General features: G+C 42.2%; 21 protein-coding genes. 8 read left to right on the top strand and 13 right to left on the bottom strand.

Annotated elements, in window-relative coordinates; genetic code table 11:
• Nucleotides 1–95: 95 nt before the first annotated feature.
• The 5 genes from EAE30_RS05635 to EAE30_RS05615 all read right to left on the bottom strand — a co-directional run bounded on the left by EAE30_RS05635 (nt 96) and on the right by EAE30_RS05615 (nt 5,372).
• The gene (locus tag EAE30_RS05635; RefSeq protein WP_123015108.1) at nt 96–1,178 is read right to left on the bottom strand and encodes an anti-phage-associated DUF3780 domain-containing protein; all 1,083 of its coding nucleotides are present in this window, start codon (nt 1,176–1,178) and stop codon (nt 96–98) included.
• A gap of 39 nt (nt 1,179–1,217) precedes the next feature.
• A complete protein-coding gene (locus EAE30_RS05630; RefSeq protein ID WP_123015107.1) occupies nt 1,218–4,343 on the bottom strand; it encodes an anti-phage-associated DUF499 domain-containing protein in 3,126 nt (1,041 codons plus the stop codon).
• Nucleotides 4,340–4,537 (bottom strand): type II toxin-antitoxin system antitoxin, encoded by a 198-nt coding sequence (locus EAE30_RS05625; protein WP_086597665.1) that lies wholly within the window; start codon nt 4,535–4,537, stop codon nt 4,340–4,342. The genes EAE30_RS05630 and EAE30_RS05625 overlap by 4 nt, the downstream gene beginning before the upstream one ends.
• Nucleotides 4,538–4,570: 33 nt before the next feature.
• Complete coding sequence (locus EAE30_RS05620) at nt 4,571–4,774, bottom strand: helix-turn-helix transcriptional regulator (protein ID WP_086597664.1); 204 nt, start codon at nt 4,772–4,774, stop codon at nt 4,571–4,573.
• A gap of 160 nt (nt 4,775–4,934) precedes the next feature.
• On the bottom strand, nt 4,935–5,372 hold the full coding sequence (locus EAE30_RS05615; protein WP_123015106.1) for an RNase H family protein: 438 nt from the start codon (nt 5,370–5,372) through the stop codon (nt 4,935–4,937).
• A 228-nt stretch (nt 5,373–5,600) separates the two neighbouring features.
• Between EAE30_RS05615 and radC the strand changes: the two genes are divergently transcribed.
• The 5 genes from radC (at nt 5,601) to EAE30_RS05590 (ending at nt 8,325) form a co-directional block, all read left to right on the top strand.
• Nucleotides 5,601–6,077: a RadC family protein gene (gene radC, locus EAE30_RS05610; RefSeq protein ID WP_123015105.1), complete on the top strand. Its 477-nt coding sequence runs from the start codon at nt 5,601–5,603 to the stop codon at nt 6,075–6,077.
• On the top strand, nt 6,074–6,499 hold the full coding sequence (locus EAE30_RS05605; RefSeq protein ID WP_123015104.1) for a DUF2787 family protein: 426 nt from the start codon (nt 6,074–6,076) through the stop codon (nt 6,497–6,499). Before radC ends, EAE30_RS05605 begins: the two co-directional genes overlap by 4 nt.
• 26 nt (nt 6,500–6,525) lie before the next feature.
• Nucleotides 6,526–6,954 (top strand): DUF2787 family protein, encoded by a 429-nt coding sequence (locus EAE30_RS05600; protein WP_123015103.1) that lies wholly within the window; start codon nt 6,526–6,528, stop codon nt 6,952–6,954.
• Nucleotides 6,955–7,162: 208 nt separating this feature from the next.
• Complete coding sequence (locus tag EAE30_RS05595) at nt 7,163–7,723, top strand: tyrosine-type recombinase/integrase (protein WP_123015102.1); 561 nt, start codon at nt 7,163–7,165, stop codon at nt 7,721–7,723.
• Between the two features lie 101 nt (nt 7,724–7,824).
• Nucleotides 7,825–8,325, top strand: a complete 501-nt coding sequence (locus tag EAE30_RS05590) for a lecithin retinol acyltransferase family protein (protein WP_123015101.1) — start codon at nt 7,825–7,827, stop codon at nt 8,323–8,325.
• 56 nt (nt 8,326–8,381) lie between these two features.
• Here the strand turns inward: EAE30_RS05590 and EAE30_RS05585 are convergent, their stop codons facing one another.
• Entirely contained in the window at nt 8,382–9,044 is a 663-nt protein-coding gene (locus EAE30_RS05585; RefSeq protein ID WP_123015100.1) for an inovirus Gp2 family protein, read from the bottom strand.
• 400 nt (nt 9,045–9,444) lie between these two features.
• Between EAE30_RS05585 and EAE30_RS05580 the strand changes: the two genes are divergently transcribed.
• The gene (locus tag EAE30_RS05580; RefSeq protein WP_123015099.1) at nt 9,445–10,413 is read left to right on the top strand and encodes a hypothetical protein; all 969 of its coding nucleotides are present in this window, start codon (nt 9,445–9,447) and stop codon (nt 10,411–10,413) included.
• 223 nt (nt 10,414–10,636) lie between these two features.
• Here EAE30_RS05580 and EAE30_RS05575 read toward each other — a convergent pair whose 3' ends face one another.
• The 3 genes from EAE30_RS05575 to EAE30_RS05565 all read right to left on the bottom strand — a co-directional run bounded on the left by EAE30_RS05575 (nt 10,637) and on the right by EAE30_RS05565 (nt 15,679).
• Nucleotides 10,637–12,529 carry an ATP-dependent nuclease gene (locus tag EAE30_RS05575; RefSeq protein WP_123015098.1) on the bottom strand — a complete coding sequence of 631 codons (1,893 nt, stop codon included), beginning with the start codon at nt 12,527–12,529 and terminating at the stop codon, nt 10,637–10,639.
• 262 nt (nt 12,530–12,791) lie between these two features.
• Nucleotides 12,792–14,405, bottom strand: a complete 1,614-nt coding sequence (locus tag EAE30_RS05570) for a TIGR02391 family protein (protein ID WP_123015097.1) — start codon at nt 14,403–14,405, stop codon at nt 12,792–12,794.
• Between the two features lie 95 nt (nt 14,406–14,500).
• Nucleotides 14,501–15,679, bottom strand: coding sequence for a DNA cytosine methyltransferase (locus EAE30_RS05565; RefSeq protein ID WP_123017267.1), 1,179 nt, complete (start codon nt 15,677–15,679; stop codon nt 14,501–14,503).
• A 953-nt stretch (nt 15,680–16,632) separates the two neighbouring features.
• Between EAE30_RS05565 and EAE30_RS05555 the strand changes: the two genes are divergently transcribed.
• Together EAE30_RS05555 and EAE30_RS05550 are read left to right on the top strand one after the other, a co-directional pair.
• Complete coding sequence (locus tag EAE30_RS05555) at nt 16,633–17,007, top strand: diacylglycerol kinase (protein ID WP_123015095.1); 375 nt, start codon at nt 16,633–16,635, stop codon at nt 17,005–17,007.
• The gene (locus tag EAE30_RS05550; protein ID WP_123015094.1) at nt 16,995–18,947 is read left to right on the top strand and encodes an LTA synthase family protein; all 1,953 of its coding nucleotides are present in this window, start codon (nt 16,995–16,997) and stop codon (nt 18,945–18,947) included. Before EAE30_RS05555 ends, EAE30_RS05550 begins: the two co-directional genes overlap by 13 nt.
• 76 nt (nt 18,948–19,023) lie before the next feature.
• Here EAE30_RS05550 and EAE30_RS05545 read toward each other — a convergent pair whose 3' ends face one another.
• The 4 genes from EAE30_RS05545 to uvrD form a co-directional block, all read right to left on the bottom strand.
• Complete coding sequence (locus EAE30_RS05545; protein WP_164711802.1) at nt 19,024–19,773, bottom strand: EAL domain-containing protein; 750 nt, start codon at nt 19,771–19,773, stop codon at nt 19,024–19,026.
• Nucleotides 19,774–20,065: 292 nt separating this feature from the next.
• Complete coding sequence (locus EAE30_RS05540) at nt 20,066–20,362, bottom strand: DUF3630 family protein (RefSeq protein ID WP_123015092.1); 297 nt, start codon at nt 20,360–20,362, stop codon at nt 20,066–20,068.
• Nucleotides 20,355–22,193, bottom strand: a complete 1,839-nt coding sequence (recQ, locus tag EAE30_RS05535) for an ATP-dependent DNA helicase RecQ (protein ID WP_123015091.1) — start codon at nt 22,191–22,193, stop codon at nt 20,355–20,357. The genes EAE30_RS05540 and recQ overlap by 8 nt, the downstream gene beginning before the upstream one ends.
• Nucleotides 22,194–23,253: 1,060 nt before the next feature.
• Nucleotides 23,254–25,428, bottom strand: a complete 2,175-nt coding sequence (uvrD, locus tag EAE30_RS05525) for a DNA helicase II (protein WP_123015090.1) — start codon at nt 25,426–25,428, stop codon at nt 23,254–23,256.
• Nucleotides 25,429–25,600 lie beyond the last annotated feature (172 nt).

The raw sequence follows: 25,600 nt of genomic DNA, 5'->3' as shown, positions 1-25,600 counted from the left end.
GTTTTGTCTCCAAAAAGAGCGATATGTTAGAAAATCGCTCTATATTTATTTCGGTGGATTTAGGGACATAGATTTCTTATCACCCTACTGCGAATTTAGTTAGTTTTTTTGCCGTAACCCAACTCTTTGAGGCTGCGACCTTTTAAATCTCGCCAAGCATCCATGCCACTGCGAGGGTTCCCTGCAATCACACAAGCAGCCAAACTTGGACTTTTAAACGAGTAATCACATGTAAAGGAATACACCTCTCCGTCCTCCACCAGAACACCTTCGTCTAAAAGCTTCTGGCGTAATTCACGAATCGCAGGTCGTAACGATTTCGCCACAGCTACGTTTGCCGTCGAACCTTTTCCAACAACAAATTCGGGCTTACTCATATCACCAACTGGGTGACCACCAGCTTTAGCCTTCTTAGCCTCAAATAGGAATAGTACATCCTCCGCTAATGAACTCTCTTCTTTCAGTTCAGTAACGGGTAATGGAGTTTCCTCGTCTTGACCTACTGGATTTTCATTACCAGCCGGCAGCTCAGCTAAACTCTCAGCAGGCTTACGTGAGCTCTCATTAGCTGGTTGCAGGTTGTCCTCACTCTCGCCTTGAACCAATGAGTAACTTGGTGACACTTCACGAACTTGTTTGTCTTTTTCCAGCGACTCTGTCTGTACAATGTCACCAAGAGCGTGGCGCAGCGCAATACGCCAACCTACATCACGGTCATCCTTGTGGCCTGTACTCATTGCCGTCATACCAAATAACCACCAGCGCTCTTCAGGACGAAGGGCTAACCAGTTGCGAACAGCGACAGAGATATTTTCAGCGTCCATACCCTCTATCGCCCAAGCAAGTACACAAAGCTCTTTACCTAGCAAGCGGTCGACAACGTTCTCACCCACTTTCCATGAGCTTGGCTTTAGATCATAACTTTTCAAACGAGCATTAAACGCTCGCTGCACCTCTGCTCGTATTGCCGTCCAGCAAGAACGATCCAGCACTACACGCTCAATAACCGATAGCTCTTCGCTCTGAGCTTGCATGCCCAGATGCTCACTAATTTCAACTTTTCCACTATTCGCTTTTGGAATGATAACTTTAAAGTGATGAGGATCGCTGGAGGCTGGTACCCCAAAACCAAGCGTCGAATATTTAGGCGCATTTTGTTTTGCTGTTACCTTTGACATATTTTTCTCCTCATCACTGTTTACTTTACACATACAGGATTATTCTTCCTGCACCACATCACCAGGACGAAGCTCAATTCCTGCTAACTTAGCGAACTCTTTTGCTTCAAAACCGTTTTCAAACTCGATGCCATCTCTGACGTTAACCGTAACCGCTGCATCCGCCTCATTGAGTAGTTCTCTTAGACTGTTCACTGTTTTTTCGATCATGATCGCTGTAACTTGGCGTTCACCAAAGCGGATACCAACGGTGTTTTCACCTTCACCAATTTCGATCCTAACTCCTTTAAATTGAGTTGAAGCCTGATCTTTAAATCGATTAATAACTGAGAAAACCTTATCGGTAGTATCGAGTGATACACGCTTTGCACTATTGATTCTTGCTGGTTTAGTGTCGTCAATTTTTACAGTTTTATCGCCAACATGTGGAATAGAAAATTCCGCTGTTTTAGAAGCTTCACCTGATTTGGCGTACACTAATAATAACGTTGCATCCGAACCGATATCGAACGGCTTGTCATAAACGGAGCCATCTTTAGGGTTAGAACCATCCAACGTGTAAAACATGTCAGCATGTGGCGTACATTGCAGAGTAATTTTTCGTTTATCTGCTAACGCCTCAACCTGATGTCTTATCTTAAGATCCGCGACCCAACGAGTAGCCGCACCTGTCTCATACTTTCCACTTGGATCTCTCACTAAGAAATAGAGCGTACTTTCAGTTGTACTAAAGCTTTCGCTATCTTCAACTTGCGCGTCTGTCTCAAAAACCTCTGACTTAGTTGAGTAGTGAATTATCGGACTATCTCCAGCATTTCTTGGCGTTAAACTAAGCACTGACTCTCCAGTATCTGGATGTGTACTTAGTAACGAAACGTTGACGCTCGTCTTTTCTTTAGGGAATGGTCCTTTTTCAATGTAACCATCTTCACCTTGTCGCCAGCGACCTTGTTTGAGCGCTTCTGCTTTTAATGTATCCATACCGCTGTTACCAGGCATCCAAGGCCAAGCAGGATTGCACTTAGCTTTGCTTACTACATCTTTCCATGGAGTACGTCTATTTCCAGCACCTGACGGCCAAAGCTCAGCCTCTGCCATTGCAAAATACTGGGCAAAGTCTTCTTTGAGATCTGCTGCTAATTTATAGTTGGCACGAGGATCTGCCATTAACTTGTCAATTTGTACTTCAGCAGACTGCTCACCCTCGCCGATTTTTAATCCATTATCGATCGTCACTTTTAGCAAACGCTCGGAGCCATCTAACTCATCAATACCTGGGAAAAGAATCGTGTTATAAGATGCAGACAGTGCTTTGGCAAAACGCCCTTCAGCCTCTTCTAATCGATCTCTAGCTTCTTCGAATAATGTGTCACCAGATTTCAGCTTTTTGTTAATTAGCTCTAATGCATATAGTTCACGCAACCTTTCTTCAACAGCATCCGCCATGATGCTATCTTGTCCAGTGAGTACTAAAAGGTTGTTTTTCTCTTGCTGGAACTCAAAGAAGTTCATTAGCTCACTTGGTGGCACTTTACCATCAGGCTTTATAACGATGAGCGTGCGAGGGCCACTAAGCTTAAGCTCATCCATTCGAGGCAAAATTTGAACATCCTGGTAAGTACTGCGAGTGTTAGGTTGCAATATACCTTTCAAGCGATTGATCAACGCTTGGTCAATTTTAGGTTGTGGGATTTCTTTGGCGCTTCTTTCTATCTGGCGAGATAAGTTTTCTGTTTCCTTTATAAAGAAACGTTCGTCTTCACGGTGCAGATACCAGGCTTGTTCACGTAGTTTCTGGATAGCTTCTAAGAACTCATCTGCTTTACGGTTTGGAGCTGCTAAAAACTCAATAATTTCGCTTTCTGATAAACCGATACGTCCACCAACTGCTCGCGAGAGAGACGACGCTAATAAAAGAGTCATCAACTGAACTGCCGCATCATTGCTTTGTTCTGCATCGATAATTTCAGCGATTGCATCCCCTTTGTCTGCAATATCTCGTGTTATCGCCGGTACCAGCTTTGGAGAAATTCTCTCGATTTCATCTTTCACTTGCTCGTCATTTAAATCGAGGTGCTGAGTACCAATAAGAAACACATCATCGGTTTTTCTTTGCTCAACACTTTTCAGAAGTCGAGCAGTAAATTGCATCAAACCTCGCGTTTGACGAAAACCTTCATTCTCTTTGAACAGAGCAACTAGGTGTTTGAAAGAAGGGTGGAACGGGTATGTTTCTCGAATTTGCTCGGCTATCTGCTCAATGCTTGACGCAATAATGTAGCCGCCGTCTTCCGCTTTTTTGATTTGTTGTGCGTACTCTTCCGCAATGTCGTTGATTACTTGCTGACTAGGCATTTCATCAATAAGACGCTTTTTCAAAATCTCATAGATTTCATTACCCGATAATTGCACAGGGGTAATGGTCATTGATTGACGGCGAGTTTCTTGTTGCAGGTTAGATATAGAGTCTGCAAGTGCTTTTGTCTGTGCCTTATAACTGCCTGATAGGTTAGCCATAACGATACAGCAATTTGGTAGCTCTAAGGCTGCACTCATTAAAGTACTTAAGCTATAAACGACCATATCAGCTAACGTGCCGGAACCTAAAACCTGCGTACTAGCAACGTTCAAATAAGGAGGTAGCTCATCAATCATAATCAGAGTTGGTGTGTCTCCGATGATGTCTTTCCATTTCTGCTGATCAACTGGTTTAGGGCCATTAACCCAGTGCTCTCTAATTTGTTCTTCGGCACCAAGTTGTGTGCAGATATCACCCCAAATATAGTTGCTCGGGTTGTTTCGTCCATTAAAAGCAGCAATTCGAGCTTTGCCGAAATCTAAGCGACTACTAAGGCTTTCAGGTAATACAGTGGGCCTTAAATGAGCATGTTTGGCAAGTAGGCCTAGAGCGATCATCATGTGGGTTTTACCACCACCCATCGCTTGAGTTAATTCGAAAACGGCTTGATCCGATTTGCCAGACAAACGAAGCATACCTTCTCGGAAAAGTTGCTCCATACCGTGAGTCACGAAGTTTCGTGAAAAGAACTCACTTCCATCACCTTCATCAGTAATTAGATCCGCCAGGTTTTCAATCCCTTGGCTCATCCTGTAGTCCTGAATTACAGGGTTGAAACTACATGCCTGTTTAACCGTTTTAATCATTTCTTTAGCTCCTGACGCTGATCTAATTCTTGGTCGTTATCTATAGCTATACCGTTTTTTTCACAATGCTCGCGAATCATCACTTCAATCATATTTGCGATAGAGCGATGTTCAGCTTGAGCCGCTGTACGCAACGCTTCCTTTAAATTTGGTTCAACTCGTATGGTTAACGTTGCAGTTTTAGTAGTAGCCATTTTATACCCTGAATGCCTGCAAATGTACTGCGTTTAGAATACATCCTTAAACTCTTGATTGCACCCTTCCATTTTACTCATCATCCAATCTTCAACATCACTTTCAAGCCAAGCCTTACGCTTACCTGATACAGTGAAGTTTTTTGGAAACTCCCCATTTTTCATTAGCTCATAAATAGTGCTTTTGCATAGTGTTGTCTTAGTTGTCACTTGCTCTAAGTTAAGGAAATTCAACATTTTAAAACCTTGTTATGTAGTTCAACTCATAACAAAGGCCTCTGCGTTATTTTTTACTTTTCCTACTCGCCTACTCAGAGACTACAGCTAACAGTCCTGTACAGATCAGCACACAAAGATGAATCACTTGCTGGTAGTTCCAGCAAGTGATTCATTGTCTTTACAACAGACGCTTCGTCGCCAGGAGAGCGTATCTATAAGCGGCATCTTTCCCTGCTGAACAGGCAGCGACTTTCCTCACCTCAACACGCTTCTCCGCGCTTCTTTCATCCACCAGCCGCCAGAGCTCTGCATTAGCTATCGATTCTTTATTTGCTTTACGCCAATCTCGTCGCTTCCAGCCATCTAACCACTCATTAAAGCCCTTGACGCAATAATCGCTGCTTGAATAAATAATATCGCCATCTCTGGCATTCTCTAATCCAAAAGCAAGCGCTGATAGCTCTAGGTAAGCCCGGTCTTTGACATAGTCAACAGGATCCCAATCTTCACTATCAATACATCCATCAGCATCGAGTGCTATGTACGCAATACCACCAACAAGACGACCTCTTTGTTTTCTCACCATGGCCGCTTCTACATAAATTTCTATACTCATTGTCATACTTTCCAGAGACTAAAAAGCCGATACACTCTCTGATTCGGCTTTATTGTTAATAACTTGCTTTACAGCGATTCCTACATAACAACTGCAAGTCAGTTATTTTTTACCCGTCTCTGGGCACGTTTGCTTTCTATCCTCCAATTCCTAACAAGCCTGATTTAAAACCCTTTCAGATATATTTCATCAGTACGCATAACCAAACAGATAGTCTAAGGAGCCCTTATGCGTACCCCAAATACTGACCATGACTACCCCTTTGAGACTTCAGAACTCAATGAGCTGCTAGAGCGTGCAGCCGAAGCTCTAGCTACGAAATACAAACGTGAAGGCACGTTCACTAATCCAACCAATGTTAAAGAGTATTTAAAGCTCAAATTAGGAGCACATGAGCGTGAAGTGTTTGCCGTGATGTTTCTTGATAACCAACATCAATTGATCAGTTTTGAAGAGTTGTTCTTTGGCACGATTGACGCCGCTTCGATTTATCCACGTGAAGTATTGAAGACAGCACTAAACCACAACGCTGCCGCGGTGATTTTTGCCCACAACCATCCTTCCGGCATTGCTGAGCCTAGCCAAGCCGACAAACGCATTACTCAGCGACTTATCGACGCTCTAAAGCTCGTGGATATCCGTGTCTTAGACCACATCGTTGTTGGTGAAGACTGTGTCTCATTTGCTGAAAAGGGATTGATATGAGTGAGTTTATTATTTCCGGGCTTAATGATGAGCTCGTTACTCCAATGCATTGCTTTCTAGATGCCCTGCTATTGGACAGGACCATTCCTAATACAATTGAGCGTTTGGCGTTAAACATTCGCTCTCAAGAAACTGACCAACGATTTCAGCCCATTGAAATTCAACTAGAACGTACATCCAGTGATTCGCCATGGCAGCTTCGCTTTATCGCCACCTTTGATGTTGTCGTCACAGGCTCGCCACAAAAAGAGTTATCGCTGTATTTCAACTTCGCGGGTTGTTGGTTCTATCACCCTGATATTAAGCAGTGCAGCTTACAACGGCCGGAAGTACAAACCTTACTCGCCAGCTGGCTTAAAGCAATCACTCACTCGCTCATCGCACACTCTGCAATCTCAATCGACATTACCCCCATTCGCTAATCTCCATTTCCCTCAAAGAGGTCACTATGAATCAAGCTGCTAACCTGGCTATGTTCGCATGCAAGCGAGCCAAGCCTTCACACCAACTCAAAGACTTAATCAAACGCTCTATTCATGATGTTAATTACCGAGGGCGGCTAACTATCCGTTTTAAGGACACCAGTTACCATCCGAAAGACGGCGGGTTTCATCCTGTCTCTATCACCATCGATATTAAAGACAGCCATATTGCTATTAGTGAAATAATGGACCGCGTTTATGTGGGCGACGAAACACCGGAACTGGTTCCCGACCTGACTTTTGATTTTGCTAACAACGTCGCCTTCGCTCGATTTAGCGGCTGGCTGGGCATGCACCTACAAGAGACCACTGAGCTGTATGAAATGTGGGAGTGTAACTTTCTAGCTTATGTGGCAATGGACGCTTACAACCAAATTCAGATTAAGTGTGGCTAGTAACCAGAGCCAATCCACTTACCACCCCGGAACACTCCCCTCCGTAACCAATCATTCAACAAAACCATCAGCATAGAGCTGCACCGATGCCTGCTTCCCATATTGTTAAAACGGGAAGCTCTAATTCCTTATTAGACAAGGGATTCTTAATATCGTCGGCTCTGTGCTTCCCAAAACATCCTTCTACAGAAAAAAAAGGAAGCAGATTATGGCTGAGGTCCAAGCAATCAAAGATGATGACACCATACGCCTGATTGGTCATTTACTGAGTATTCGTTGTAATCCACAAATGGCCGATGTGTGGCATATCGGGTTAAACCTGGCACTGCGGATTTCTGATTTGTTATCGATCCGCTTTGAAGACATTCATGGTGACCGACTTATTATTCGTGAAAGTAAAACTGGCAAGCTGGCAAACATTCAGCTCAATACCAAAGCGCAGCAGCATATTGCTAGATTAAGGGAGCAACATCCCGACCACATCTACTTATTTCAATCCTACCGGTGCCAACAGTTGAAAAACAAACCACCCCAGCCAATCACGCGACGCGCCGTGTCTATGGCATTTCAACAAGTAGGCCAAGAGCTAAATATTGCGTTAGGTACTCACTCAATGAGAAAGACGCGAGGCTACTTTCTTTACCAATCTACAAAGGATATAGGCCGTGTCATGAAAATGCTTCGTCACACATCCGAGGGCGTCACGCTTCGCTATATCGGTATCACTCAAGATGAAGTCGATAAAGACTTTGTTTCTCTTGAGCTTTAAGCCTAGTCATTTCGTGAGGGGGCGGGATCGCTAATCCCTTATAAGCATTAGGCTCAGAGCCTTTTTGAGTTTCGCCATTATTACATTTGAGAGCAAATAAAATGAATCCATATCACCTAATAGGAACCTTTGTTTTAGATAGATTATCAAAAAGCTTAATCCAAAATTTATTCTGGAAAACTAATCACCCAATCAGAGGTAGCATTGTGTATTGCGATCTTGTATTTGGATATGCTGAACATTCAGGTGTCTATGTTGGAGGTGGCCGTATAATCCATCGGAATGGAAAAGGTCTTATCGAAGCCGTATCAATTCGTCAGTTTCTGGCTGATACTACAGCCATATCCATTTACGTGAGTTGCGATTCTTACGGCAATTCTACTGGCAGTGAATCTACCGCTCAAATTGCAGAAGCTATGCTTGGTATGCAAACAGACTATTCCTTGTTTAATAAAAACTGTCATCAGTTCTGTAGCTACTGTCTGAGCGGTGACCCCTTATCAAATACCTTCACATTGACTCAGCTTAAACGTGACTCTTGTACTCACATTCAAGCGAGTCAGTGGCGTGTATGGGACTTAATGCATCGTCACAAAGGATAAGGGGGATTTTCCCCCCCCTTTTTTTTTGCTTTCTGGATAAAGACCTTGGTTTGAACCTAACGAATACTTCGACCTATACAACGATTGTCTTCGCCGTAATGCTTCGTGGCATGTTTGGCAAAGTAACTGAGCCTACAAAACAAGTCGTTATACTCTTCAATAAAGCTCTTACTCTTTCGCTCAAGGACATAACATGCATTATCAGGGAAATGTACAAGGCGACGGATAGTATCAACATCACAGTTAAGTGCACTAGCCCAAGCACTGGTGATAGTCCATGCTAAAGAGCCTGTTTTTTTACTGTCACCCAGTCTCCAAAAACGATCCCTGTTCAATAGTAAAACAAAGTGATAATGGTCATGGGCCGATTTATCACGTTCTCTAACCCACACGAACCTCACGGTACAAGGATAGACTCTTGTCCCCTCTCTGCGAGCTTTCCGCTCATGAGCCTCCAGCTTGGCCTTTAATGATCTAATGAATCGAGTTGCTAAATCGGTACGGCGAATACTTAAGGAATCATTACCAAAAATTTCATCACGGCTAAGACAGTCAAAAGCATCAAGTTCTGGTTGATGAAGGTCAAACCTAACTGCAAATACACGTGGGTACTCATCGACAGCTTTATCCATAGGATTACGAATAGTATCCAGATAATCGCAGTTAAGATCATATGATGAGCCTAATGTGGGTAATCCTTGATATGTAGATTTTCTCATGAGTTGATACCTGTGTTGTTAATCTACAGGAATCTCTTCTCATATAATTTTTTACCTTATCTTCCTAACCTACTTAAGGTAGGTGTAGTTCTTATAACTAAATCCTTTAACCAAATATATTAACCATACCGTCACTTAAACTCGGCGTGTTACTCGGTCACAAACCAGTTCTGACAAAACTCCATCTGTCGCACAAAGCATGAAATTCACTCTCAAGTTATTCCTTTTCAAAGGTTATAATCACTTAAAGCCTAGAACACTCAATACCTTATTAAAAAATAGAACAACAAAAAAAACACTAAAAAATTACTATGTAATCAATGTTAAATGAAATGTTATTTGACATTAAATCACAATAAAAACATCATGAGAAAAATACGTAATTTTAAGAGGTTACTCGGTGGATACAGAAGACTTGTTACATGTCCACTCGTGGATAGAAGCTATGTTCTATGCATTGGAACTGGATAGCAGGTACGAAAATGAAGGGGGAATAAAAACCTTAATTGATGAATGTAGAACGCTAAAGAGAGCCAATAGAGTCCTAAATAAATCTGTTGAAAGGATAGAAAAGCAAACTCTTACGAAAATACCATTGAAAGAAATTGAGAATGATTTCTTTCAAGCTGAACGGCTACATGATGACGAGTTTTTACATCTAAAGACAAGTTATAGAGCTTGCGGGTTTGTTCTGACTTTTTTACTAAAAAACTCACTCGGAAACAAATCAGACGACGATAAGTATAATTTTTCCCCCTTGCAAAATGGAAGTATGCGACGTTGGCCAAGATCTCGAGATTATCTGAAAAACCCTGTTCCATTGAAGTTAAATATCCCACGTGACAGCTTGAGATCCCTAACAGAATTTAAATCACGATACCGATTGATAAGAAAGATATTTCTGAGAAGTAACATAAATCTAGAGGGCCAAGAGTACTTGATTGACTTAGTTAATGATCTTTGGCAAATGTGCTACTCCTCTTCGGAACATCGCAAGTTAGTCAAATGGTTTGACCAGAAGAATCCTAACCAGATTGAGTCATGCATCGATTATCTTTCTAAGAATACTCGGAGGTTTTCTTTACCTTGGAATCCCATATCAGAAAGTGAAAGCTATCATGCATTAATCGCTTATTTTGACTATTACCTCTTGATGTATCCATTGGAAACAGAACTAACCATCAGGAAGATGAAGGCATCTTGGAATCAGAAGAAGTTTCGCGAGAAAACGAAAGGCAAACGCCCCTACAGTGTTTCTATGACAGACCGTACTAAAACGCGGCTAACATGGCTAGTGGAGCAGGATGATTCGAACATTAGCGATGTGATCAAGAAACTCATCGATGAACGATATGAAAAGTTAAAATAATCCAACTGGTGGTTAAAGTGGTGGTTAAGACTCAACAATACGACCAAAAACAAATGGTAAACAAATGATAATTAACAAATAAATACAAAAAATCAATGTTTAGATCCAGAACATTGAATAACTCTCAAGATTGTAGTTTAAAAACTAAAATACAGTGACTTAGAAAAAACACCACCCACCACAGTATTCTTTAATGTGGTGGGTCAAATGATATTCACTAAAATCATACATGATTACAATATAAAATTGGTTGTATAGACAATATGCTTTGGATGAGCTCTTTGAATTCTATCCAACTCGGATGTTCTTTATCTCGCTGATGTAAGAAAATCATTTGAGTATCGAAAATTTTTCTAGCATCACTTTGAGCACCATGCAATGATTCGGTCAATCTAACAAATTTATCTTTATAATTTTTCTGAGGGAAGGTATTTTTTATAACGTCAATATTCATTAATCCGACATTATCGTTTTTAGCCATTTCCCAAATAAATTCTTCTGGCGTATCCACATTCATGAATGTAAATTTTTTATGATATATATCTAGAATTCTAAGTTTAAAATCAATTGCCTGTTGGTCATTAGAGGCATTCCCACCATTAAGTGGCAATTTGAAAGAGTCTCCAGAGATACCGATTTGAGACTTTAAAATTTCATCTAGGCAATTAAATGAAGACTCAGGTATATCATTAGCATAACGTTTAAGTTCTATACTCCCATTGTCTAATTCATCTTCGTACTGAGTTCTTTGTTCAATATTAATTGATTTACGCATGTCTCCATCCAATAAGACGATATCATCTGTATTTATCTGAGAAGCTGCGAAATGCACTAGAAGGTTATTCAACATTGTGTTGGCACCTCCGGGATAAGGAATAACGTCAAATGAACACAGAGACTCTTCATCGATCTCTGCTATAGCTTCAAGTACTAATTTTTTTGCTAGCTCATCTTCTACATAAACCTTCTTTTTACTAGAATTGTGTAAAGAAGAACCAAGACGAATGAATGCTTGTTCAGGTGAACAATTATTAAGTATTGAGTAAGAATCTGTAGTTTCTTCATATTGATACAATTTCACAGCTTTATCTGGCAGAGACTGAACAAAATGCTCAGAGTGTGTAGACATGATTACTTGGCAACTATTCTTTTGTATCGATGTGAGTAGTAATGTTCTAAGTTCAGTTTGTGCGCCTGGGTGCAATGAAACTTCGGGTTCATCTAGAAGAATTAAGGATTGAGGGGGAGCTCTCAATACTTTCACTACACAGTTAACAACGGAAACTTCACCACTACCAGCAACTGCTTCACTATATGAATCATCATTGTTAGTAAAGATAATTGAGTATCCATCGTTATTAAAAAAGTTATGTTTAACAATTTTAGCGCTGACATAGTATTTACCAAGTATCCGATTGGTCCATTCTAATTCTTTACTCGTTAATTCATCAATAGATTTCGTAGTACGTGTATGCCAAAACAGAGGGCTCCCATCGAAGTTGGTTATATGTCTATTTAGCTTCTCTGAGCGATAACGAAGGAAATCTTGAGGAGACTCTATGTTATCGCTTTTTGCGAATGTACCGAAGTAGAAAAACTTATCAAAAGCACTAAGTTCAGATCGAAAATCAATATATACAACATTCTTGACCATTTTTTTCCAACGAGTCTGATTTCTTAGATGTTCATGCTTTTTTTTGAACGTTGGCATAGGAGCCATTCCATCCGTTGTTCTCGGCCTTGCCGTTTCCCAATAGTCCGGATCGTTGTCACGCTTCCGTCTTAGTTGGACTATTTCGATATCATTTGGGTATCGTTCAGGCTTATATTTATAAATATATCGATGTGCTTCATCACCACTTTCCTTTATTGGATCGATTGCTGTAGAGAACCAATAATGAGCAACGTTATTTTTTGCTGGACAACCATATAAAGCTTGTAGCGTTGATGACTTGCCGGAACCATTTGGGCCAACGAGCACTGTGAATGGGTATTCAAAATTTATCTCTGAATTTTTTTTAAGTTTTTTAAAAAAAGGAAAGCGAATCTGCTTTATATAATTCGAGAAGGAATCGATACTTCGAGAGGATAGACTTTCAATTAGTTCTTGTGACATGATAACATTCTTAGTATTGATATATAACTTATATGCTAACCTATTTATTATTCTATATAAACATTTACAATATAAAAATTCATATAATTAGTGAGGTATTTCATAGCAAGTCCGCCCTGATTCACTCAGTGTATGCTGAAGAACTCTTAAAGATAAAAATGTAAAAAGGATGACTATTAAGCATCCTCTAAAAATCAAAACAATTTAAGGAACTTTGCTCATTAATGAACTTTAGCTAAATAAAAATAACGATTTCATCAACTTAACTATCCTCTTTTTCAATATCAATAGCATAGTCCAATCTAGTCGTTAAATATGATATTAAACTGAGTATATTCAAACAATCCAATTGAGAGAATGTTCCGGGAACTAAAGCGTCGAAAGGCGCATGATTCATTGGATTTCTAAAGCCAGCCATTACACCTCTTGTCATATGGCCTTGCCCTTCTTGGATATTCCATCCGCTATCAGTACTAATATCGGCAATTTTTATCTTGGGTGGCTTACTATTAAACACACTAGCGAGATCAGTTCCATCTTTATTCACACCACTCATTTTTCGCAATAACTGAGCGTAAATTTTAGTTCCCTGATCTGCTGCTTCTGCAAATTGATTATTAGAGTAGTAAGGTTGAATTCTCTCCCGAATCTCTTCATGGAGATGTCGCCAATGTAAGTCAGGGTATTCTGGAACAATCTCATAGAGAGCAGATATCACTGGTAAATACGTTTCTGAAACTTCTTCGCCTTTGGTCATAGTATCGACAATTTTCCGCAATGGTCTCCTAACATCCTTAGACATCGTAGAAAGCCATTTCTCTTTGTCAATACCAGTACTTACTGTGAACTCCTCATTTTTTTTGACTTCTCTTTTTTTTCGCCATTCACGCCCTACTTGCACAATTAGGTCGGATAAGAACGCCCTTAACTGTTCCATTTCAGGATGATCCCAATTAATAGCTTGCCGGTTAGTGGAAATTACATCTTCATCCAGCAGGTCAATAAAGTCAGCTTTTATCCACCCTGTTAAATACTGAAAGAAATGGCTTGATGTACTTGATGCAAAATATTCAGGTGCATTAACCAACTTTCCTCGAGAGAACAGAGTGATACCCCTTAGTCCTGAGCTAGGAGAAATGGGTGTTTTAGCGGTTATTAATCGAAGCTGGATCTTATCCCTATACATACTCTCTTGAGGGATAAGATCATTTTCATCCCAAGAGAATTGCTCTTCTATCTGTTTGTATTTTCTATCATTATCAACTAGTAATTCCTTACCATTTTTTGACTTTAAAACAATAGAAAATGAAGAGTCTATGATAAACATTTTTGACAAGCTGTCAGCGATACCTTCTAAGTCGAAAGGGGTTTTTCTTTTCAACTCCGACAGCTTTATTGTAGTTCCGTTCTCTTTACTCGTTTTTTCGTCGGATACCTCTATCTTAGGACTATAAACCCCATCAGCAGACAGTAGATTATCCCATTCAAGAACAAATCGATTGCGAAGCCCATCTTTAATAGTGTCTACAGTAATAACTTTAGCTAAACCAAATAAAGCTAACTTACCTAAGCCTTTCTTTCCAGTAGGTAGTCGTCCGTGCTTACGCGTCGGAACATCCCCATCAGAATTTCTACGGTTTCTACCAATAACTAAAAATTTAGTTTGAATATCATCTGAGCTCATTCCATACCCATCATCTTTGACCGTTATTGCTTTTGGGGTCTGATTTTGTTCATGGAAATTCAATTCAACCTTATCTGCATCCGCATCATATGCATTAGAAATAATCTCTCCCAGTGCAGGAGGTAAGGTCGAGTACATTTTTACGCCTAAATGTTCGATGGTTTTAGGATCAAATTTTAATTCATATGCCATGTCAACCTCTGAGGATGCGGATTAAACTGTATGTTTTACATACTAAAAGTTTATCTTATTGATAAGCAAGAAGGTCTACATTGTAGACCTTCTTATTATTCCATTCCATTCATAATGGCATTTATTAGAACTTCCGCAAGCATTGGGGGGACAGCATTACCGATCTGCTTAGCTTGATGAGTAGAACTACCTGTAAATATGAAATCATCTGGGAACGTTTGTAATCTAGCGGCATGCCTTAGCGTAATACCATGATTTCTCCAAGGATGGACAAAACGACCTTTAGATGGATTGTTACAACCCGTTGTTATAGTGTTTGATGGCTGATGTATCATCATCCTACCATAAACATCTTTATGGCCTGCATAACCATTGGCATGACAATCTAATTCAAACTCTGGGCCAGCATCGATACGACTTCCATTCAGTCTTGTATGTTGAAATCGAGTTTCCATTCTTTCTGATGGCTGCATGTGTATATTACACGGGTCATTTACACTGACTTCAGTACCAGACTCTAAACTAAACAGTAAATTTCTTGCTTCATCATCACTCATATTAGAGTGACTCCGAAAATGCTCTTCAATATATCGTTCCACTAGTTCTGGACTTAGAGGTTCGAAGACACACGATGAAGGCCTCCATGCTGCAGAACCATTCTGAACTTGCTTTGATACTGGTGAAAAATGGGTTTGTGTAGGAGGGAAAGATTTTGCATTGAATGCGATATCTCGTCTAATACCTAAGATAAAAGCTCTTTTCCTATTTTGTGGAACTCCATAGTCTTTTGTATTTAAAGTATCGCAGAATACGATGTTGTAATTATTCTCTTGCGCAAGTGCTAAAAATTTGTTCAAGTATTCCTTATGTCTTTCCCAAAAAAGACCTGACACATTTTCTACTAAGAAAGCTTTAGGTGCGAATGCCTCGACAAAATCAAAATACCTTAATAGTAAAAGATTACGTGGATCATCAACTCCGGCATTTCTAATACGATGACTAGAGAACCCCTGGCATGGTGGACCGCCTAAAATCAAAGACAACTCACCAGCGTTAATACCTAAAGAATCTCTTAAATTTTCAGGTTCTATCTGAAGGATATCCTCATTGAGTAAGCGAGTGTTTTGGCCTAGTCTTTCGATCATATTCAATCGATAGGTCTGAGCCGCAGACTTATCGAGTTCAATAGCGGCTAAGATATCTAGGCCTAAACGATGAGCCGATAAGCTGAAACCACCTGCACCAGCAAATAAATCGATAGCATTGTTCAAAATCACATCAACCTTAACCTATGTTATAAGCTGGCATATTCTACAGATTTATTACCAGATAACTAGCATCTAAAAAGCTAAAAAATCGACTATATATCACTTCACAAATGCTTCATCTAGCTGCTTATATAGACTCAATGACTTATCAGATTCAGTTTTTATGTTTTCATACAGACTATTCGCTATCACTCTTATCGCATGCTTTTCTTTATCATTCAGTTTCGGATAAGCAAACCTCTCAAAGTTATCAAGGATCACCTTTTTTCTTATCTCAAACTTATCAAGTTCATTTCTATTCTGACATACTTTCAGTAAATGCTCTTCCCAAGAGCAATACATGTTCTCGTTATTTTTAAATCGGGTATTACAAAATTTACAACAAGGAACCGTGTTACCTGGATGGTGTAATCCGTATTCAGTGCGATTGAACATGAAAACATGCTCCACTTGCAACTGATGGCTTTCCTCACCACAGTATGCACACCTAGAATTGAAATGTTCATTTTTTATCGACAACCACAGACCTTTGCCTTTCCCACTTCCAGTATTGAAAGAATGTCCAAGATTAATAATCCTCAAGCTTTTCGTTATGAAAAATTAAAAATTTATAATAAATTCAAATATATAACCATAAATAGTGGGTTTCTGAAACTTTAAACATCAACGAAGAAAAAAGGTCAAGTTCACTTCTGTAAAGTTTGCAGCCCTTCATTACCATTTGCCTAATTGCAAATTACATATATAAATCTACCGAGTTCACATAAATCATACATTTAGGTGGTGTAGACGTCTTGAATGTATAAGTTTTAATAGTATGCGGTTTTTTGCTCGTGATGAACATTCTATAGGGCATCAAGGTGATATTGACCGTTGTGATGAAACGGCTGGATAGGCATTCCTATTCATTCCCTGCCGTCATTCGCTAACCATAATCTTACGTATAGAGCTGATGAATCATGAAAGAAGACCTCATCATCAAACGCACCGGCCTGCACCGGATTCTGTATAGTTTTGTCCATAGCTTTAATGGACTCAAGTGGCTTTGCCAAAATGAAGCGGCGTTTAAACAAGAGATATTGCTATTTGTCCCTCTCACCATTGTCGCTTTCTGGCTTGAGTTACCAGCCATACAAACATTATTCGTCATCCTGAGTATGGTCTTCGTCTTAATAGCCGAAATGATCAATACCGCTATCGAAGTGATGATTGATCGCGTTGGATTGGAGTATCACTTATTATCAGGGGTGGCAAAAAACATAGGTTCCGCACTTGTCCTTGTCAGCTTCCTTTGTTCACTATCCGTTTGGGGAACCGTGTTATGGCTACATTAATGCCTCGTCATAAAGCCAGCGTGCTAAAAGCTGGTGTGTTGCAACCGTTACTGTGCTTTTTTCTTATTGATTTGCTTCTGCTTAGCCTATCGCGGCTAATACTCTCACTCTGGCAAAGCGAGCGGGTGTTTGCACACAGTGGTCAATATGCTCACATTTTTATCGGTGGCCTGCGCATCGATCTCTCTTCATTAGGGTATCTTTTTGCGCCTGCCTTGTTGCTGGTTATTATCGCGACCCTTATCCGCCTTCCTCAATACTTACGTTTGCCACTCAAACTGTATCTTGTCGGGGGAAGCCTTCTCATTCTTTTCTTTGAGCTCATCACCCCGACGTTTATCTTAGAATACGATTTACGCCCAAACCGCTTATTTCTCGATTACTTAATTTACCCCAAAGAAGTCTCCTCGATGCTCTTTGCCGGGTATAAAACCGAGATTGTGCTGGTGCTCGCTGCGCTTTTGATCTCAGGGTGGGTATTCGCCAAACTGTTTGATCGTGTTTGGCGCAGTGAGAGCAAAGGGGTGTTCTTTCGACAAATTACCATGCAATTCGTCCTCACATGCTTGCTTGTCTTGGCAGCGCGAGGCACGTTAGAACATCGCCCTATCAATCCTGCGTTAGTGGCTTTTTCAACGGATCATTTATTAAATGATCTGAGTTTAAACTCGGCTTATTCTGTCGCCTTTGCGTGGAAACAAGCAAAAGATGAAAAATCGAGTGCAGATTACTACGGGCCCATGAAGCAAGAGGTTCTGCTCAAGCTCATTCACAGTACGATGCAAAATAAAGAGGCCACATATACTGATGCAACGGCCCCCACCAAAACAATGCATACCTCGAGTTTCCCTGGGCGTAAAAAAAATCTCGTCATTTTGCTGCAAGAGAGCTTAGGCGCTCGATATGTGGGCAAGCTTGGTGGGCTACCGCTAACGCCTAATCTTGATAAGATCATGGACGAAGGCTGGAACTTCACGCAGTTGTACGCCACGGGAACCCGGTCGGTGCGCGGCATTGAAGCGGTAGTCACTGGGTTTACGCCAACGCCAGCACGCTCGGTGGTGAAATTAGGTAAGTCTCAACAAAATTTCTTTACGCTCGCCAGTTTTCTCGGTCAGCGCGGCTACCATACTCAATTTATTTATGGCGGTGAGGCCCACTTTGATAATATGAAGACGTTTTTCTTAGGGAATGGTTTTCAAGATATTGTCGAAGGCAGTGACTTTGCCAATATCAACTTTTTAGGCTCTTGGGGCGCCTCAGATGGCGATTTATATACCCAAGCCGATCGCGAGTTCACGCAACTCCATCAACAAGGCAAGCCCTTCTTTAGTTTGGTTTTTACCTCATCGAATCATTCTCCGTATGATTATCCAGATGGCACCATCACTCCTTACGATCATCCCAAGCAGACTCGGAATAATGCCGCCAAGTACTCGGATTACGCTCTGGGCGAATTTGTCAAAAAAGCCAAACAATCGGACTATTGGAAAGATACTATCTTCGTCGTCGTCGCGGATCACGACTCGCGCGTTCAGGGTGCGAACTTAGTCCCAGTGCGCCACTTCCATATCCCTGCGGTTATTTTTGGTCATGACGTCCCGCATCAAGTAGAAAACCGACTGGCTAGCCAAATCGATCTGGGACCAACACTCCTGTCCCTGATTGGTGCATCCGGCGCGCACCCTATGATAGGTAACGATTTCACAAAACCAATGTCCGAGTCGCAACCTAGAGCAATGCTGCAATATGATAAAAACTTTGCTTACTTAAAAGGCAATAAAGCGATCATTTTTCAGCCTGAGAAAGCGCCACTGACGTTCTTACTTCAGGATGAGAAGTTAATACCTAGCCAACCCGATGCGGCATTAACACAAGAAGCCCACGCTTATGCCAACTTCGGTAGTATGGCGTATCAGCAAGGCTGGTATTCTCAATAATTGTCCAAAAAAAAGGCCAACGGATTATGGAGTTACCCCATAAAAGTTGGCCTTTTCTTACTTTACTGAGAGCGTATTAGGCGGAAGCTTTACAGCCCACATACTGATAAGCCTCTTGGCTATATAGTGGATAAGAATAGTAAATCCCTTGTGAACTGAGCGCATGCGTTTGCGAGAATGCATGTTGAGGTTCGCTGTTCACGCCGTCCATGATCACGGTCGACACATAGGTGGGTAATTTTTCAAGTACCGAGCATTTTTTCGGGTTGTGCATCAAATACTCCGAAAACTCGGGCGCGAGCTTGATCCCTTCCCATTCTCTGAGCTTTAAATACTGATTATGGGTGGATTGACGGGCATCGTAATTGTCCAACCATAATTCCACCCCCGCTTTTTGTAATTGGCGAACATGACGAACCAACTGAGGTATTTGCGCCTCATCGAGGTCATAGCCATCTAATTCAAGCACTAAATGAGGCATGCTAAGCGACATTATTTTGTTGAAAAACTCTGCGTCATTGAGATCGCTCATATCCACATTCACACTCACCCGACACTGCGTTGTTTGAATGCATTGGATAGCAAATTTGATTTGTTGGAGAACTAACGATCTTATGCAATCGATATCATTATGTAGAAAAAAATTGCTGGCGTAATAGTCTTCACCCGCATTAAATTGCATTTCAGGTAAACATTCAAAGCCACATAACGCTTGATTATTGTTGTTAAAAATCGGTTGGAAGGTGGGTGTAAAAGACACGAGTAAAACACCGTCCGGACTTAGCACATCGCAGCGCTCACCTCTTCGTTCAATGACGTTTTTCATAATAGTTGCTTTGCTTTTTGTTCTCTTACCTAACATGACCCACAAGAATAGAATGACGCCCAAATAGATGCTAAAAGCATTCTAAGGACACCTTTCTCTGTGAGGACGAATACTAACAGACTGACACGGAATCAACATACTTGATAAGGTGATTAGATACATTTTCCGGCATACCGTTCCATAAAATACGGATAATTAGTTATATTTTCGTTGCTAAGGTGAAGTAATGAGAATTATTCGTAAAATTACCAATAAAATGGCGTAAGCGGGGAGCAACGCCGTGAACGTCGCGTTAACCAGCAAGCAGTGTCGCAATAAAACGAATCACCGCTTGGTCTTCATCACCAGACAGGGTTTCTAGCCAAATTGTCTCACTGTAATGTTCGGCTTTTAACAACAAAAGGCTGCCTTCAAAATCCACCAGCCATGTATGCAAATCCGCATCCATCTGGCGTTCTTTCACTGTGGCAGACAACAACGTCACCAGCTCTTCACCGATGGCGGCAAAGGAATCAAAATCCCAGGTTGGGGTATGAATTAATAGCTTCCCTTGAGAGAGAAGCGCGCTATCCACTGTAAACTCAGCCATGATTGGTTAAGTGCTCCTGAATTAAGTCGAGGAAGGCATCGGCGTATTTATCCAACTTACGTTGACCAACACCGTTGACCGCTAACATCTCTCCGTAAGAAGTCGGCAACATTTCAGCCATTTCAATCAATGTGGCATCGTTAAAGACCACATAAGGTGGCAGCTCTTCTTCATCGGCAATACTTTTACGTAAATGACGCAGTTTCGAAAATAACTTCTTATCGTAGTTCTTACTCGATAATTTATCGGCTTTGGCAGAACGCGATGCAGTATCTAAACGTGGTACGGCCAATTCCAGTTCCATATCACCACGCAGCAACGGCCTCGCTTCTTCGGTGAGCTGTAAGGTCGAGTTACGAGTAATATTTTGATGTAATAATCCCTTGTGGATCAATTGACGAAAAATACTGACCCAATAGTCATGGCTATGGTCACGTCCGAGCCCATAGGTGGATATTTTATCGTGGCCATTCTCGCGGATACGAATGTTTTGCATCCCTCGGAGAACTTCAACAATATAACTCACCCCAAAGCTTTGATTCACTCGATAAACGCAAGATAACGCTTTGCGTGCCTCTTCCGTGGCATCAAAACGTTTCGGTGGGTCCAAGCACACATCACAGTTACCACACGGCGTATCGCGATATTCGCCAAAGTAATTTAATAACACTTGTCGACGGCAGGTTTGCGCTTCCGCAAAGCTGTTCATCGCATTGAGCTTATGTGCCTCGACGTGTTTTTGCGGCCCGTCTTCTTTCTCATCTAACATCCGGCGTAACCAGTTGATGTCTGATGGATCGTATAACATCACCGCCTCAGCCGGTAACCCATCACGGCCCGCTCGACCGGTTTCCTGATAATAAGATTCAATGTTGCGCGGGATATCAAAATGCAAGACAAACCGCACATTGGGCTTGTTGATGCCCATACCAAAGGCAACGGTGGCGACGACAATTTGCACATCATCACGCTGAAAGGCCTCTTGCACCCAAGCGCGCTCATCAGTTTCCATCCCCGCATGATAGCCGGCGGCACGAATATGATTATTGCAAAGCTTCTCCGTCACCATTTCTACTTTCTTACGGCTACCGCAATAAATGATGCCACACTGACCGCGTTGCGTGGTCGTGATATAGCGCACGACTTGCGCCACGGGCTTATGCTTTTCCATTAAGGTATAACGAATATTCGGGCGGTCGAAGCTGCCTAAGTAAACATGAGGGTCGACCAGACTTAAGCGACTCAATATATCACTGCGTGTAGCATTATCGGCTGTTGCGGTCAACGCCATCATTGGCACATGCTGAAAGCGTTGCTTGAGTTGCCCTAACGCAGCATATTCGCGGCGAAAGTCGTGTCCCCACTGTGAAATACAATGCGCTTCATCCACCGCGATCATCGCGATATTCATGGTATCAAGGCGGTCAATAAAGTCGTTGGTCAAGACTCGTTCCGGTGACACATACAACAGCTTCAGTTCGCCTGTGTGGATACGGCTATACACCCCCTGCAACTCTTCACGGGTCATCGTCGAGTTCACACACTCTGCAGACACACCATTGGCTTTTAATTGGTCAACTTGATCTTTCATCAATGAAATCAGAGGAGAAATGACCAAAGTGATGCCATCCATCACCAATGCGGGAATTTGATAACATAATGACTTCCCACCACCAGTCGGCATGATCACCAAACTATCTTGACCAGCCATCGCTGCCTCAATCACCTCTTGCTGACCGACACGGAATGCCTGGTAACCAAATACGTTACGCAGTACAGACTGTGGAGTCATCGGGGTATCAGATTGTTCGGCAGTTAAAGTAGCAGTCATGCGGATCTCATTCATGGGGAAGTCGATAAGTCGCCTACGTGGGCAGTCGCTCATTAGACCGCACATTGTAGAGGGGTTCGCTGGCGAATAAAACCGCAAAATTCACATCAGTATTCCTGTCCGTGTCATTTCACGATATTGGGGATTGTGTTTTCATTGCGACATCGTCAATCCCAAACACATTTTCCAATCTGGTCTTAATAGCACACGTGAAACTTCACACAATAAAATGCAATAATTATGCATATACATTACATGTGTGATTTAGATCTCCTTTGGTTATTATCTATACTCCTAACGGGTATTACTCCATGGTAGTAAATAGAGCCGATCACCTATTACCTTTGTGAGAGATCTCTTACACACCTAGTAGGACATATCTCTTTCTACGTGGGATTACAGATAATAAATATACATAAGTTATTGATATTTAATAGATGGTCGGTTATTTGAGCATTTTTTTATGAATAATCCGCTTCTCCCTCCATTGTCGAAAATTTCCAAATGAGTAATATGAATTCCGTCGACAGGGAGTCGGTAGGAAATGGATAAAGACCAAGGATTTGGGTCATCTTCAGGACGAAGATTTGGTTGTTCAGGATGAATAATCAGCACGGATAGCAAAGCGGACATTGAACGGACGCAACTCGTTACTAGGATGGTAACGACAAAGGAATGACAATAGGATCACCTCTGGGATGAGGAAGGAATAAACATCAGGAAGATGTTAAGGACACCGCTCAGGGAACAAGTGATGAGAGCTAACTCGGATAGTTAGTGGACCAGGACAGGTCAAGGACACCGCTAGGATGGCGATGAAAGGATTACGCTGACGGATGCAGCGCACTTATCAAGGAATTGATGCAGGGAGCATTCTTAGTAGCTGGATTGCTGCAAGTAAGACTATAACCCCGATGGGCTTTTGCCCTCGGGGTTTTTCTTTTTTCTCATCTCACCATTAGTGATTCCGACAAGCACTTGAGTCTTCTCTTCTGGCTCGATGAGAAGGGGCAGCGGCAACGCCGCCAAAGTCAGCGCAGCGATGCCAGCAATAATGCTCTTACATTTTTTCTAATTTGGCGTAAGCAGTCACTAACCACTTAATCCCTTCACCATTAAAGGCGACTTGTACTCGGCTTTGCGGACCGCTGCCTTCAAAGTTGATGATGGTGCCTTCACCAAACTTAGGATGAGAAACGCGCGCTCCCAAGGTAAAGCCCGTTTCATTAAAGTTTTCTTTCACCGCGGTTTGGCTAAAGCGTCCAGTATTGGTGGGGCGCGTGACTTGTGCCTTCATCCGCACTTCATCTAAGCACGCCTCAGGCAGCTCACGAATGAATCGCGACTGTTTATGATATTTATCTTGCCCATATAAACGCCGCATCTCCGCATAAGTGATATACAGCTTCTGCATCGCACGGGTCATGCCGACGTAGCACAAACGGCGCTCTTCTTCCAAACGCCCCGCTTCTTCTGCCGACATTTGACTTGGGAACATGCCTTCTTCAACGCCAACCATAAAGACTAGCGGGAACTCTAAGCCTTTCGCACTGTGCAACGTCATAAGCTGCACGGCATCATCAAACTCATCAGCCTGACCTTCACCGGCTTCTAGCGCGGCATGCGTGAGAAAGGCGGTCAGCAATGACATGTCTTCTGCCTCTTCTGGCATCACAAATTGCCGTGTCGCCGTGACCAATTCTTCCAAGTTCTCAATGCGCGCTTTCGACTTTTCCCCCTTCTCTTGCTCATACATGGTGTATAACCCAGAGGTGTGAATAACGTGATTGGTTTGCTCATGCAGGGGTAACTCGTGCGTATCATCTTCCAGCGCGTTGATCAGCTCAACAAAACGGCTTAACGCTGATGACGCTCGCCCGGTCAGCACTTTCTCATTCAGTAACGCCATGCTGGCATCCCACATCGTACAGCCACGATCGCGAGCGGCAAAACGAATGGTTTCGAGTGTTTTGTCACCTAAGCCTCGCGTTGGCGTGTTCACCACACGTTCAAACGCCGCATCATCATTCCGATTAGACATCAAACGCAAATAACTCAGGACATCTTTCACTTCTAACCGATCGAAGAAGCGCATGCCCCCATAGATACGATACGGTAAACTGGCTTGCAGCAGAGATTCTTCCAGCACACGAGATTGCGCATTGTTACGATATAAAATCGCCGTGTCAGAGAGCGAGCCACCTTGTTCGTGCCATTCTTTGATTTTATTGACCACAAACCGAGATTCATCAATCTCGTTGAACGCCGAATACACCGAAATGAGCTCTCCCGCTTGGCCATCGGTCCACAGCTTTTTGCCCATTCGCTCGGTATTATTAGAAATCAACGAGTTGGATGCTTCCAGAATCGTGCCTGTCGAGCGATAGTTTTGTTCCAAACGAATGGTTTTCACGCTAGGAAATTCCAGAGTGAATTTCTCTATATTTTCCACTTTAGCGCCACGCCACCCATAAATAGATTGGTCATCATCACCGACAATCATCACATGGGCATCAGGCCCAGCCATAATGCGCAGCCAAGCATACTGAATGTTGTTGGTATCTTGGAACTCATCCACCAAAATGTGTTTAAAACGCGCTTGGTAGTGTTCACGGATATATTTGTTGTCTCGCAATAACTCTAAGCTGCGCAGCAAAATCTCCGCAAAATCGACCAAGCCGGCGCGGTCACACGCATCTTGATATGTGGAATACAATTTAAGGTAGGTTTGTGTCACGGGATCATGGTAAGCATCAATGTGCGAAGGACGAAGCCCCTCATCTTTTTTGCCGTTAATCCACCATGAGACTTGTTTCGGCTGCCACTGCTTTTCATCAAGATTTTGCGCTTTGATGATGCGGCGCAGTAGGCGCTGCTGATCATCAGAATCAATAATTTGAAAATCTTCCGGTAACTTAGCATCCAGGTAGTGAGCACGCAGAATTCGGTGACAAATCCCATGGAACGTGCCATTCCACATGCCGGATGAACTGCCCATCATCAATTCGTCAATCCGCCCGCGCATTTCTCGCGCCGCCTTGTTAGTAAAGGTGACGGACATAATCGAAAACGGAGACGCTTGCTCCACTGACATTAACCACGCAATACGATGCACTAGCACTCGGGTTTTGCCACTGCCGGCCCCCGCCAATACGAGCAGATTTTCCAACGGTGCCGCAACCGCTTCACGTTGTTTATCGTTTAAACCGTCGAGTAAAAGAGAGGGATCAATCATGGCTAAGCTACTGGTTATTTATACATAGAGAGAAGATTATAACCCTAAACCTCATCAAGATGCTTCCCTAGTGACCAATTTCTTTACAGGATGCGCACTTTTTAACCAACCACAACTCGCAATCACGCCCAACACCCGGCTCTATAACAAAGCCGTATGACACTAGGGTTTC

This window comes from Vibrio zhugei (assembly GCF_003716875.1).
GTDB classification, from domain to species: Bacteria; Pseudomonadota; Gammaproteobacteria; order Enterobacterales; family Vibrionaceae; genus Vibrio; species Vibrio zhugei.
The sequence above is the reverse complement of the archived record's forward strand: the minus strand, read 5'-3'. Positions and strand labels throughout refer to the sequence as shown.